Genomic DNA, 14,003 nt, shown 5'->3' with positions numbered 1-14,003 from the left:
TAAATGACTACAATAGTTGCTGTAAAACATGATGGACACACTGCAATTGCCGGTGATGGCCAAGTTACATTAGGTGAAAAATATATTATGAAGGGCTCAGCTCATAAAGTAAGACGCATTTTTGATGATCAAGTTGTCATTGGATTTGCTGGTGGTGTAGCTGATGCCATTACACTTCAAGATTGGTTAGAAAAGAAATTAAAGGCTTATTCAGGCAATCTAAAACGTGCTGCAGTTGAATTGGCACAAGATTGGCGCAAAGATCCAACTCTACAAAAACTTGAAGCTATGTTAATTGCTATGGATAAAGATAATCTTCTTTTAATTTCTGGTAGTGGTGAAGTTATTGAACCGGATGAAGATGTTGTAGCAATTGGTTCAGGTGGTAATTTTGCTCAAGCAGCTGCCATCGCTATGCAACGCCATGCTAAAGATATGGACGCCCAAGAAATGGCTGTTGAAGCTATCAAGATTGCTTCTTCAATCGATATCTTTACCAATGAGAATATTATTTCAGATAAATTTTAATTAGAGTGAGGATTAATAAATGACAGAAGTATTGACACCAAAACAAATTGTTGCTCAATTGGATAACTATATTATTGGTCAAACTGATGCTAAAAAGGCCGTAGCGATTGCTTTATATAATCGTTACCGTCGTATGCAAGTACCTGAAAAGTTACAACAAGAAATCACACCTAAGAACTTAATGATGATTGGACCTACAGGTGTTGGTAAAACTGAAATTGCCCGTAGATTAGCTAAGATTGTTAATGCTCCTTTTGTTAAAGTAGAGGCTACTAAGTTTACTGAAGTTGGTTACGTTGGTCGTGATGTTGAATCAATGGTTCGTGATTTGGTTAGTGTTGCCGTTTCAATGGTTGAAAAGGAAAAATTTGATGATATCAGACCAGAAGTTCGTCGTGACGTTGATAAGAAATTAGTTAAATTATTAGCTCCTGGTGTTAAAAAGGAACAAAAACAAAATAACAATGACTTCATGAGTATGCTTAACAACATGCAAAATGGTGGAGGCCAAGCTTTAGGCAATATCTTTAATAATGCCGATACAGTTGACGACGATCCTGATGCTAATGCTGAGGTTACAGATGATATTCGCAATCAACGTTTGTCAGTTAAGGAACAATTAGATAAGGGCTTGCTTGAAGATGAAGAAGTAACTATTAAGGTTGAAGAGTCTAAAAAAGTTGGTCCTATGGATGATCAAATGGGACAAATGGGTCTTGATATGAGCGGCATGATGGATTCATTAATGCCTAAGAAGACTATTACTAGAACTTTACCTGTTAAAGAAGCACGTGAGTTATTGATTCAACAAGAATCTCAAAAACGTGTTGATCATGATGAAATTTATCAAAAAGCTATTGAAAGAACTCAAAATAACGGAATTATCTTTATTGATGAGTTCGATAAAATTGCTGCCGGAGATAAAAAGACTTCTGGTGAGGTTTCTCGTGAGGGTGTTCAACGTGATATTTTGCCTATCGTTGAAGGTTCACGAATTAATACAAAGTATGGTCCAGTAGATACTGATCATATTCTCTTTATTGCCAGTGGTGCCTTTGCTGAAAGCAAACCAAGTGATTTGATTGCTGAATTGCAAGGACGTTTCCCAATTCGTGTTGAATTGCAAGACTTGACTGAAGATGATTTCATTCAAATCTTGACTAAACCGGATAATGCTTTAACAAAACAATATGTTGCGCTTACAAGAGCTGATGGAATACATTTAACATTTACTAAAGAATCAGTTGAAGAGATTGCAAAAATTGCTTTTGAGTTAAATAATAGTAACCAAAACATTGGTGCAAGAAGACTTTCAACCGTATTAGAGAAGATCTTAGCTGATATTCTTTATGAAGGTCCAGATATGCAAATGGGAGATATTACTATTACACGTGAATATGTTCGTGAACAAGTTGGTAAGATTGCCAGCGATCAAGATCTTTCACGTTACATTCTATAGGGGGCAATTATGACAGTCTATCAATTAAAAAATGATTTTTTAACAATTAAGGTGGAGTCTCTAGGTGCTGAGGTAATCAGTGTCAAGAATACTAAAGGGGTAGAATTCATGTGGCAAGCTAACCCTAATGTTTGGGGAAGACATGCTCCAGTACTATTCCCAATTGTTGGTCGTTTAAAAGATAATCATTATTATGTTAATGATAAGGAATATCAAATGACACAACATGGATTTGCCAGAGATCAAGAATTTGCACTTGATTCTCAATCAGATTCTAAATTGGTTTTGAGTTTAACAACAAGTGAAGCCAGTTTGGAAAAATACCCATATCACTTTAAGTTAAGAATCGTTTATCAATTAGTTAAGGGAACACTTCAAATTTCCTACTTAGTTGATAGTTTGGAAGAATCAGAAGATATGTACTTCTCAATTGGTGCACATCCCGGATTCTCAGTGCCTTTTGAAAAGGGACTTAATTATGAAGACTTTACTGTCAAAGTTGATCCCAAAGAATCCAGAACTTTGATTCCAATTAATGGAGAAACAGGAAATATTGATCTTAACAATGAAAAGAAAGTTGATAATCAAGATTTCCCATTGAGTCATGAAGCTTTTGTTAATGATGCAATCGTTTATCGCTTGAATGAACCCACACAAGTGACAATTTCAAGTGATAAAAGTGAACGTCAGGTCATCCTAGATACAGGTAACGCTAAATTCTTTGGTATGTGGTCCTCATATCCCACAGAAGGCAATTTTATGTGTATCGAACCCTGGTGGGGGATTGCCGATAAAAACGACAGTGAAAATCAATTGAAGACCAAATACGGTATTAACCGTTTAGCACCTAATGAACAATTTGAAGCATATTTCAGTATATCAGTGAAATAGATTTGGATATTAAAAATAAAAGGACAGTTAATTTCATGATTCATTTAGAATCTGGAATTAACTGTCCTTCTCTTTTTTAGGCAATGAAAAACACCTCATAGTAAATTATCTACTATAGGATGTTTTAACGCCCGAATAAATATGGGGATTTTCAACTTATAAGCGCAGGATAAAACGATTTTATGTTAGTGGTAAAAGTTATTTTAATCCTGTTTGACTTTTACCACTAACATTACCATTAGTGAAATTGATCGTGCAATTAGCACCATCTTCGCCATCTAATCCGGTTGTATACTTATATGTTGTATTTGTAGTACCATCGATATTTGTTTCAGAGTAATAATTAGGTTTTCCAAGTGTTTGAGTAACTTGATCAGTTGTTTGATTGTTATCGATTTTGGCATAATCAGCTAAACTAATCTTAGAACTTCGATTAACTGTAAGACCAGAGATAATCTTTTCAATAGCATGATCATTGTAAAATTGTACGACCAGTTTGGAATCCTTAGTACCATTGGCAACTTTAGACCACGTTTCCATATTAGTCTGTTTATCATTTACCTTGCTTACAGTACTAGTTACTGATTTACCGAAGAATTTCGTTAAAACATCTAAGGATAGGCCATCCTTGTCACTGATATAAATACTATTGTACTGTTTTAAAGTTATCCCTGAAGCAGTTACTGATTTTTTCTTCTTTTTAGGTTTAGCCTTTGAAGTAGTATTTTTCTTTTGAACATTCGAAGCATTCTCTTGGGAATGAGAGTATAAATAATAACCGCCAGCGCCTCCACCAACAATTAAAAGAATAATTATGATCCAGAACCACCATCTTTGATAGAAAGATTTTTTAAGACCATTAGAACGACGATATTCGGATCTACTAGGATATTTTTTATCCATTGTCATGTTCCCCCTAAACGGTGCTAATCACTTTAATCATATTTTATCAGTAACTAGGACTTTTGACGTTGAATTTAAAGAAAATAAAAGAAAAAAACGGCCAATTTAAATGGTCGTTTTTTAGAAGTAGTAATTATTTTTGCTGTTCCTTTTGTTGCTTCTTATATCTCAAACCAATTGGAACTAAATTTTCTTTTCCTTTGAGCAGTCGCTTAATATTTGGAATATGACGCACATAAATAATGACAGTAATAATAGCGGCGACGGTAGTTAAAATCCAATCGTGAAGGAATAAAGTAGCAATCGTAAAGAATAAGATTGTAGTCAAGCTGGCAACGCTAACCATACTGGTTGTATAAACGATTATGGCAAGAAAAGCAAAACAGATGACAAATAGTAGAGGATTATAAGCCAAAAGTATTCCTGCACTGGTTGCAACGGCTTTTCCACCGCGGAATTTAAGAAAAATAGAGAAACAATGTCCAATTACGGCAAAAATTCCAATAAATAGAATCCAATGACGATCTAAATTAAAGAAAACTGGCATTAATGCACCTAAGGTTCCCTTCAAAATATCGATAACTAGAACAACTGTTCCGGCAAATTTGCCGAAAACACGATAAGCATTGGTAGTTCCGACGTTTCCACTACCGTAATCAAAAATATTTTTATGAAAGAAAACTTTTCCAACGATATAAGCAGTTGGAAATGAGCCAATTAAGTAGGCTAATATTGCACAAATGAGAAGTTTCATCAAAAAATCACTCTCTTAGCTTTATTTTTTTGGTATATTGTATTTCTATGGTGCTTTTATTAGAGAATTATAAATACCAACCTAGACATTATCCACTATTTTACTAGAAATTAAAAGATTTCTTATGTACGAACATATATTCGTGTTAAGGTAATAGTGTTATAATATTGAAATATTGCACTACGTAGCAAATGAAAAGGAATGATATAAATGCCAAAATCATCTTATGATGATTCGTCAATTCAAATCCTTGAAGGATTAGAAGCTGTACGAAAAAGACCAGGTATGTACATTGGTTCCACTGATTCACGTGGTTTACATCACTTGGTATATGAAATTGTCGATAATGCAGTCGATGAAGCTCTATCAGGATTTGGTAAAGAAATCAACGTTACTATCAATGAGGATAGCAGTATTACTGTTGTAGACCATGGACGTGGAATGCCGACAGGTATGCATGCCAGCGGGAAGCCAACTATTGAAGTAATTTTGACGGTTTTACATGCCGGTGGTAAGTTCTCAGAAAATAGTTACAAAACGTCTGGTGGACTGCACGGTGTTGGTTCTTCAGTTGTGAATGCTTTGTCAGAATGGATGACAGTTCGTGTTGTTCGTGATCATAAAGTTTATGAAGAACGTTTTGAAAATGGTGGTCACCCAGTTGGAACCTTGAAAAAGACTGGTACTACCAAAGAAGATAGTGGAACAACCATCAGTTTCAAACCTGATGCTACTATCTTTCAAACAACTAAATTTAACTACGATACGTTAGCTGAGAGATTACGTGAGTCAGCTTTCTTACTAAAAGGTGTTAAATTTACTATCACTGATAAACGTGGTGAAGAAGAAAAACAAGATATTTTCCATTATGAAGATGGAATCCAATCATTTGTAAAGTACCTGAACGAGGGAAAAGATGCTTTAGGCGGAATTTTCTATGTTGAGGGTACTAATTCTGACATTGAAATTGAATTTTCTGGCCAATACAATGATGGATACTCAGAGAACATCATCTCGTTTGTTAATAACGTACGTACTGCTGATGGTGGGACACATGAAGCCGGAATGAAGTCTGGTTTGACAAAAGCCTTCAATGACTATGCTCGTAAAGTAGGTTTGCTAAAGGAAAATAGTAAGAATTTGGAAGGTAGCGATGTTCGTGAAGGTCTATCAGCTATTATCTCCGTTCGAATTCCTGAAGAAATTCTTCAATTCGAAGGTCAAACAAAAGGTAAATTAGGAACTCCTCAAGCTAGATCAGCTGTTGATCAACTAGTTTATGAACAAATGAGCTTTTATCTATTGGAAAATGGTGAACAAGCTCAAATGTTAGTTAAGAAGGCTTTAAAGGCTCGTGAAGCCCGGGATGCAGCTCGTAAGGCTCGTGAGAGTACTCGTAGCGGTAAAAAGAATAAAAAAACCGACGGTTTACTTTCTGGTAAACTAACGCCTGCTCAATCTAAGAATCCTGATAAGAATGAATTGTTCCTTGTCGAGGGTGATTCAGCCGGTGGCTCTGCAAAACAAGGACGAGACCGTAAGTTTCAAGCTATCTTGCCTTTACGTGGTAAAGTTTTAAATACTCAAAAGGCCAAATTAGAAGATATTTATAAAAACGAAGAGATCAATACTATGATTTATACAATCGGTGCCGGTGTTGGAGCTGATTTTAAATTAGAAGATCGTAATTATGACAAAATTATTATCATGACTGATGCTGATGATGACGGTTCTCATATTCAGATCTTGCTGTTGACCTTCTTCTATCGTTACATGCGTCCCCTAGTTGAGTCTGGACACGTTTATATTGCTTTATCACCACTTTACAAGCTTCAAAAGGGTAAAGGTGCTAAGACTAAGATTGAATATGCCTGGACTCCAGATGAGCTTCAAAAAGGCATTGAGAAGATGGGTAAGGGCTACGAATTACAACGTTTCAAAGGTTTAGGTGAAATGAATGCCGATCAACTTTGGAAGACAACAATGGATCCAACAAATCGTATCCTGATCAGAGTTAATATCGATGATGCTGCTTTGGCGGAGCGTCGTGTAACAACTTTGATGGGGGATAAAGTTAAGCCTAGACGTGATTGGATCGAAGATAATGTTCGTTTCAATGGAACTGAAGAAGGCGACAATATCTTGGAAAAAGTTGATGATGATACTGATCCAATTGATAGTAAACTCGTTGACGATTTATTGAATAAGGAATAGGTGATACATAGTGACTGAAAATTCTCCTAAAATTCAAGATATCTCGCTCGAAAAAATCATGGGAGATCGATTTGCGAGATATTCAAAATCAATTATTCAAGAAAGAGCGTTACCAGATATCCGTGATGGTTTGAAACCCGTTCAACGGAGAATTCTTTATTCAATGTTCTTGGATGGTAATACTTACGATAAAGGTTTTCGTAAATCAGCCAAAGGTGTTGGTAACGTCATGGGTAATTTTCATCCCCATGGTGATTCTTCAATTTATGAGGCTATGGTTCGTTTGTCTCAAGATTGGAAATTGCGTAATCCTTTAATTGAAATGCATGGTAACAATGGTTCGATGGATGGTGATCCACCGGCTGCTATGCGTTATACAGAAGCACGTTTAAGTAAGATTTCGACTGAAATGTTACGTGATATTAACAAAGATACCGTTGATGAAGAGTGGAATTTTGATGATACTGAAAAGGAACCCAAGGTTTTACCAGCACGTTTTCCTAATTTATTAGTTAACGGTGCTACTGGTATTTCGGCTGGTTATGCAACAGAGATTCCACCTCATAATTTGGGTGAAGTTATTGATGCAACAATCAAAATGATTGATAACCCTGATATTACTTTGGACGAATTGATGAAGATCGTTAAAGGTCCAGATTTTCCAACTGGTGGTATTTTACAGGGCAAGCAAGGTATTAAAGATGCTTATACCAATGGTCGTGGACGTGTTTATATTCGTTCTAAGACTTCAATTCAAGAGATCCGTGGACATAAGTCTCAAATTGTTATTACTGAAATTCCTTATGAAGTTAATAAAGCCCAATTAGTTAAGAAGATGGATGAAATTCGTGTTCTTAAAAAGGTTGAAGGAATCGCGGAAGTACGTGATGAGAGTGACCGTCAAGGATTGTCGATCGTTGTTGAATTAAAACGTGATGTTGATGCTAATGGTATTTTGAACTATTTGTTTAAAAATACTGATTTGCAAGTTTCATACAACTTTAATATGGTTGCCATTGCTGACATGCGTCCTCAACAGGTCGGTTTGATTCAAATCTTGAAGGAATATATTAAACATCAAGAAGACGTCGTCCTACGTCGTAGTAGATTTGACTTGAATAAGGCTAAGAAGCGTCTTCATATTGTTGAAGGTTTAATTAAGGCTTTATCAATTCTGGATAAAGTTATTAAGACTATTCGCTCTAGTAAGAATAAATCTGATGCTAAGAATAATTTGATTAAGAGCTATAAATTCAGTGATGAACAAGCTGAGGCAATCGTTTCCTTGCAGCTATATCGTTTAACTAATACCGATGTAACGGAATTGGAAAAAGAAGATGCAGAACTTCATAAGCAAATTGATCATTTGAATGGAATCATTGATAATCACACTACTTTGATGACATTAATCAAAAAGGAATTGACACAAGTACGTGATACTTATGCTGATAAGCGTCGTACTAAGATTGAAGCTAAAGTGGCTGAGATCGAAGTTGATACAAAGGTTATGGTTGCCAGTGAGGATGTTCGTCTATTGGTCAGTCATGATGGCTATGTTAAACGAAGTAGCTTACGTTCTTATCAAGCTTCTGACGCTGGTGATAATGGTCTGAAGAATGAAGATTATCCAATTATTGATGAAAATGTTAATACATTGGATCATGTCTTTATTTTCACTGACAAAGGTAATTTGATTTATCGACAAATCTTTGAAATTGAAGATAGTCGTTGGAAGGATACCGGTTCACATCTTTCTCAAGAAATTGGATTGGATACAGATGAATCAATTCTTAAAGCTTTTGTTTTCAAGAAGCTAGAAGAAGAAACTGGTAATTTCTTGATAGGGACCAATGAGAACTACATCAAGCAAGTAGCTTTTAATGATTTATTACCAGGAAGAACTTACAAATCTAGAGCTTCCAAGTATTGCAAATTGAAGGCCGATACTTCACGAGTAATGGATGTCTATTATGTACCGAATGATTCTAAACAATTGGTTTATGTCTTTACGGAGCATTCTTATGCTTCAGCCTTTCCAATTGAAGAAGTGCCAGTTGTTAGTGGAAAAGCAATGGGTGTTAAATTTGTTAGTTTGAAAGACGATGATCAATTAGCTGGTTATTTCTTGGCTGATGACGACAATGATAAAATTGCAGTCTTAACTCAACGTGGATCATATAAACAAATGAAATTGTCTGAAATACCTGTAACTAGTCGTGCTCGTCGTGGCGTTCTAACTCTCAGAGAATTGAAACGTCAACCACATCGTATTTGTTTAGTAACGAATATTAGTAATGATATACAACTATCAATCGTAACTGATTCGAATAAAGAAATTGAAATTGATCCGTCAATACATCAGAATGCTGACCGTTATTCCAATGGCTCATTTATTATGGATCCAGAAACGGATGGTATTCCACTCAGATTTGTGAAAAAAATGTTAGAAAATGAGTGATATAAATAACAGATTTTCATTTTATATAGTATTATTATCTTATTGATTACATTAATTTTTACTTTCACAAATTAGGAGGATCTTCTTATTGTTAGATGAGAAATCGAGACGTGTTTTTAGTTCTAAAGCATTAAATTATTTTGATGAATTAACTAAGAATATGAGTTATACAAAAACTGCTCAATTGTTAGGAATCACACAACCCGCATTGACGCAACAGATTAAAAAGATTGAAAGAGTCGTTGGGGCGCCACTATTCTACAGTATCGGTAAGAAGATTTATTTAACCGATGCAGGTACTTTACTTTTAAAGTCAACGCATCAAATGTTTGACTTGATCAATGATGTAACTGATCAAATTCAACAAGAGTCCTCAGAAAGATCTGGTACAATTAGTATTGGACTTTTGTCGACCGCTGAATCAGTTGTAATTGAAGATTTTATCGTCGAGTACAATCGAGTTAATCCTAATGTTGTTATTGATTTAAATTTATTAACTCGTAAGGAACTTTGGGATAACATTCAAAATAATAAAATTGATTTAGCTATTATGTATTTACCTGATAAAAGTATTAAGAGCTGGAAGATTTATCGGTCTAAGAAGATTATGAGCGATAATATTATGTTGGTTCATAATGATGAAAAGATTAATAAAAAGAAGAGCGTTAGTTATAAAGACGCCACAGCTAAACCTTGGGCTACTTATTTGAAGAGTTATTATTTTTATGAATTGATCAGTGAAAGATATCGAGATGCTTTAGTCGATTTTCCTAAGGTTATTGCTCGGTTCTCGGCACCTTATCAATTATTGAAATTTGCACAAGAATCATCTGATGTTTATACGGTTTTGCCATTGAGTTTTTGTATTGCGCATCAATCAATGTTTAAACTTTATCAAACACCACTTGAACCAGCTATAACAAGTGATTTATCATTTGTATATCGAGAGGACAAAGAAAAGATTCCAAGAATTGAAGATTTCCTCAATGAATGGGATAATTTCTTAGATAAGATGAGCTATGTTGATCGTCTTAAGTCTTCAAGATAAATATTAAAAAGGGGCGCACAATTCATGCCAAAAGAAAAAGAATTAGTTTTTGGACACAGAAATCCTGATACAGATGCAGTTTCAGCTGCCGTTGCTTATTCATATTTACAAAATCAATTAGGATACAATACTGAAGCTGTTGCTTTGGGTGAACCTAACCTAGAAACAAAATTTGTTTATAATCATTTTGATGCTAAATATCCACGTATCATCTCAGCCATTAATGGTGAAGTTAAAAAAGTTATGTTAGTTGATCATAATGAAAAACAACAAAGTGTACCTGACATCGATGATGTTCAAATTACACACGTTGTAGACCATCATAGAATTGCTAATTTCGAAACAAAATTGCCTCTATACTATCGTGCAGAGCCACTTGGTTGTGTAAGTACAATTATTTGGAAGATGTATAACGAAAATGATGTTGAAGTACCTGCTAAGATTGCTGCATTGATGGCTTCATCAATTATTTCTGATACTCTATTATTGAAATCACCTACAACAACTGATGAAGATAGAGCTGCTTTGAAGAGCCTAGCTAAGACAGCTGGCATCGATTATGAATCATACGGTCTTGAGATGTTGAAAGCTGGTACAAATCTTGACAGCAAGTCAACACAAGAACTAATTGATATGGATGCTAAGAGCTTTGATATGAAGGGTAATAGCGTACGTATTGCTCAAGTTAATACTGTTGATATTGACGATACTCTAAAACGTGAAGCTGACTTTGTTAAAGACATTAAGGCTGAAAGTGCTGACAAGGGTTACAACTTATTTGTATTGTTGATTACAAATATCTTAACAAGCGATACAACAGGTATTATCATCGGAGACGATAGTGCTATCAAGACATTTGAAGAAGCACTTAATACTAAGGTTTCAGATAACAAAGCTAGTTTACCTGGTGTTGTATCACGTAAGAAGCAAGTTGTTCCTCCATTGGATGCTAAATTTTAATTTAATATTATGATTTTAAAAAGATAAGAAATCCTTTTGAAGGTTTCTTATTTTTTTTGTAGCTAGAATTTTTAGAAATCGTTATATTATAAGAAAGTAGACTATCAGAAACCAAAACACACGTTTTCACAATTATTTTTATGCAGAATAATGAAATGATCTAAAGAAATGCCATTGTTGTCAATGGTCAAATTTGTTTATCGAATCCTAAATATTGATAATAAAATTAATGAAAATGAACATTTTTCTTGAAAACGTATTCTTAAGTTTGATATAATGGCAACATTGCTGAAAATTTACTTTTATTTTAGAGTTAGAGGGAGTCTTTTTTTAATGAATGTAATAAATATTTTAATTGGTCTTTTACCAATGATCGGTTGGGGTGTTTTCCCAATCATGACTGGGAAGTTCGGAGGGAAGCCAGTCAATCAAATTATTGGTGCTACATATGGTACTTTGTTATCTGCTATTGTTGTTGCAGTTGCTATGCAAACACCTTTATTGACAGGTAAGAATTTCTTGTTCACATTTTTATCTGGTGCTTGTTGGTCCATTGCTCAAAGTTTGGTATTCTACGCCTTTGGTGAAATGGGTGTTTCTAAAACAATGCCGGTTTCAACTGGTTTTCAATTGATTGGTACTTCATTGTGGGGTGTCGTGGTTCTAGGAGAGTGGCCTTCAGTAACGGCTAAATTGATCGGCTTTTTCTCAATTGTTTTAATTATTATTGGAGTTTATCTAACTACGTATAGTGAGAAAAAGGTTACTGAGAGTGAATCAAGTGTTGTTAAAGGTATTTCTTTGGTACTAATTGCTACGATCGGTTATGTTGGATATTCAGCATTTCCACAAGCTGTTTACGTTGATAGTTTCCAAGCATTCTTGCCACAGGCTTTAGGTATGGCAGTTGCGTCAACTATTTTTGCTTTTATTACAAAGAGTAATCGACAAGCTAAACCATATAGATCTAAGAGTACTTATTTGAATATTATTAGTGGTATCTTCTTTGCTTTTGCCGCTTTGACATATTTGATCTCATCACGTAAAGATGTGAATGGATTAGCTACTGGATTTACGCTTTCACAAATGAATGTTATTATCGGAACACTTGGTGGTATCTATATCCTGCATGAAAGAAAGACACATAAAGAAATGATCATGGTTATTTCTGGATTGATCTTGGTTGTCGTGGCCGGAATTATTACAGCCTTCATATAAAAATAATTTAAGTCTTGATCTGAAAGGGTTAAGACTCTTTTTTTGAGATTTATAAAAAAATATTATTGACAGCGCTTACACAACAAGATATGATGTGCTCGTAAGCGTAAGTAAAACGGTTTACTGGTTTGAGAGGTGTTTCACTTTGAAAAGAAATCATAAAACAACGATTAGAGATGTTGCTAATAAAGCAGATATTTCGGTCACAACAGTTTCTTTAATTCTAAATGGCAAAGGTGATCGCTTTAGTGAAGAAACAAAAGAAAAAGTTCATAAAGCTCAGACAGAGCTGGATTATTATCCAGACTATTATGCAAGAGGATTGGTAGGACAGAGAACCAATTCAATCGGCATTGTGATTCCGGATATTATGAATCCTTTCTTTGCTAGTTTAGGATTGAGTGTTGAGCAGGCTGCCATCCCTAAGGGTTATTTTCCTCAAATCTTTAGTGTCAACGGTTTTAAAGAGAATATCGATTATTTTATTGAGCAATTTGCTTCAGGAACACAAAAGGGTTTGATTTTAGCGGCTCCAGGAGCATCTAAAGAAATTGTTGATAAATTATCGACGCATAATAATATTCCCATGGTACTAACTGATCAAGCTGATTTAAATATTGATGATGATCGGGTTTTGATCAATGAAGAGGTATCAGGAGAACAGATTGCGGAACATATATTATCTCTAGGTCATAAGCATGTCGCTTTTGTAATACCTGAATCGTTGACAATGAACTTAGTAAAACGTTTTACTGGTTACGAAAAAGCTTTTAAAAATCATAATTTGAGAATTGAAAAGGAGTTGATTTTTAGAGCAACTTTTGGACCAGAAGGTGGTGTTGAGGCAGCACATAAGATTGTTCAGACTAATGCCACAGCTGTTATAGCCATTAATGATGATGTGGCGATGGGTGTTTACAAGGGCTTGAATTTATTGGACAAGAGAATACCCGAAGATTATTCAGTCGTTGGTTTCGATGATATTAATTTAAATAAATATTTGACGCCGAGTTTAACGACTATGGCCCAACCAATAGATGAAATTGGTGAACAAGTGGTAGAACTATTAATTAATCGAATCAAAAATCCCAGTAGTGCAAAGAAGACAATTATTCTAAATACTAAGTTAAAAATTGGAGATTCAACAAGAAAAGTGATTTAAGAGGGGGACGAACTGATGAAAAAAGGTTTAGTTTTGAATACTCAGATTTCCGCAGTGATAGCCGATATGGGTCATTTTGATACTTTGTCAATTGGAGATGCTGGTATGCCAGTACCTGCCGGAACAAAGAAAATTGATTTGGCCGTTCAAAAGGGTTTACCTAGCTTTATTGATGTTTTACAGAATGTACTTTCAGAATTACAAATTCAAAAGGTATATTTGGCAGAGGAAATTAAAACGCAGAATCCTGAACAATTGGCTAATATCAAAAAGTTGATCGATGTACCAATCGAATTTATTCCACATGATGAAATGAAAAAAAGATTAAGTACTAATAAGGCTTTCATCCGTACTGGTGAAGCTAGTCCGTTTTCAAATATCATTTTAGAGAGTGGAGTCACATTTTAA

12 protein-coding genes are annotated in these 14,003 nt (G+C 34.8%); 10 read left to right on the top strand and 2 right to left on the bottom strand.

From position 1 onward, the window contains the following. Nucleotides 1-3: 3 nt before the first annotated feature. From hslV to LKACC16343_RS01700, 3 genes are read left to right on the top strand one after another with little or no spacing between them, the layout of a single operon-like run. Nucleotides 4-528, top strand: coding sequence for an HslVU peptidase proteolytic subunit (hslV, locus tag LKACC16343_RS01710; RefSeq protein ID WP_054642268.1), 525 nt, complete (start codon nucleotides 4-6; stop codon nucleotides 526-528). A gap of 19 nt (nucleotides 529-547) precedes the next feature. Next, entirely contained in the window at nucleotides 548-1,987 is a 1,440-nt protein-coding gene (gene hslU / locus LKACC16343_RS01705) for an ATP-dependent protease ATPase subunit HslU (protein ID WP_056952380.1), read from the top strand. A 9-nt stretch (nucleotides 1,988-1,996) separates the two neighbouring features. After that, a complete protein-coding gene (locus LKACC16343_RS01700) occupies nucleotides 1,997-2,878 on the top strand; it encodes an aldose 1-epimerase family protein (protein ID WP_056952381.1) in 882 nt (293 codons plus the stop codon). A 198-nt stretch (nucleotides 2,879-3,076) separates the two neighbouring features. Here the strand turns inward: LKACC16343_RS01700 and LKACC16343_RS01695 are convergent, their stop codons facing one another. Both LKACC16343_RS01695 and plsY read right to left on the bottom strand, forming a co-directional pair. After that, nucleotides 3,077-3,781 (bottom strand): DUF3862 domain-containing protein, encoded by a 705-nt coding sequence (locus tag LKACC16343_RS01695; RefSeq protein ID WP_056952382.1) that lies wholly within the window; start codon nucleotides 3,779-3,781, stop codon nucleotides 3,077-3,079. 133 nt (nucleotides 3,782-3,914) lie between these two features. Next, complete coding sequence (gene plsY, locus LKACC16343_RS01690; protein WP_056952393.1) at nucleotides 3,915-4,535, bottom strand: glycerol-3-phosphate 1-O-acyltransferase PlsY; 621 nt, start codon at nucleotides 4,533-4,535, stop codon at nucleotides 3,915-3,917. A gap of 210 nt (nucleotides 4,536-4,745) precedes the next feature. Between plsY and parE the strand changes: the two genes are divergently transcribed. From parE to rbsD, 7 genes are all read left to right on the top strand, one after another. Continuing rightward, nucleotides 4,746-6,749: a DNA topoisomerase IV subunit B gene (gene parE / locus LKACC16343_RS01685; RefSeq protein ID WP_056952395.1), complete on the top strand. Its 2,004-nt coding sequence runs from the start codon at nucleotides 4,746-4,748 to the stop codon at nucleotides 6,747-6,749. Between the two features lie 10 nt (nucleotides 6,750-6,759). After that, nucleotides 6,760-9,207 carry a DNA topoisomerase IV subunit A gene (gene parC / locus LKACC16343_RS01680; protein WP_087721249.1) on the top strand — a complete coding sequence of 816 codons (2,448 nt, stop codon included), beginning with the start codon at nucleotides 6,760-6,762 and terminating at the stop codon, nucleotides 9,205-9,207. Nucleotides 9,208-9,295: 88 nt separating this feature from the next. Further along, nucleotides 9,296-10,255 carry a LysR family transcriptional regulator gene (locus tag LKACC16343_RS01675; protein ID WP_054642262.1) on the top strand — a complete coding sequence of 320 codons (960 nt, stop codon included), beginning with the start codon at nucleotides 9,296-9,298 and terminating at the stop codon, nucleotides 10,253-10,255. A 24-nt stretch (nucleotides 10,256-10,279) separates the two neighbouring features. Beyond that, a complete protein-coding gene (locus tag LKACC16343_RS01670) occupies nucleotides 10,280-11,215 on the top strand; it encodes a manganese-dependent inorganic pyrophosphatase (RefSeq protein WP_025084917.1) in 936 nt (311 codons plus the stop codon). 333 nt (nucleotides 11,216-11,548) lie between these two features. Then, the gene (rbsU, locus tag LKACC16343_RS01665; protein WP_056952396.1) at nucleotides 11,549-12,433 is read left to right on the top strand and encodes a ribose/proton symporter RbsU; all 885 of its coding nucleotides are present in this window, start codon (nucleotides 11,549-11,551) and stop codon (nucleotides 12,431-12,433) included. Nucleotides 12,434-12,578: 145 nt separating this feature from the next. Next, a complete protein-coding gene (locus LKACC16343_RS01660; protein WP_056952399.1) occupies nucleotides 12,579-13,595 on the top strand; it encodes a LacI family DNA-binding transcriptional regulator in 1,017 nt (338 codons plus the stop codon). Between the two features lie 15 nt (nucleotides 13,596-13,610). Beyond that, nucleotides 13,611-14,003, top strand: a complete 393-nt coding sequence (gene rbsD / locus LKACC16343_RS01655; RefSeq protein WP_056952401.1) for a D-ribose pyranase — start codon at nucleotides 13,611-13,613, stop codon at nucleotides 14,001-14,003.

Source organism: Companilactobacillus bobalius (assembly GCF_002179915.1).
In the GTDB taxonomy this organism is placed as follows: domain Bacteria; phylum Bacillota; class Bacilli; order Lactobacillales; family Lactobacillaceae; genus Companilactobacillus; species Companilactobacillus bobalius.
This window is presented reverse-complemented; position numbering and strand designations above follow the sequence as displayed.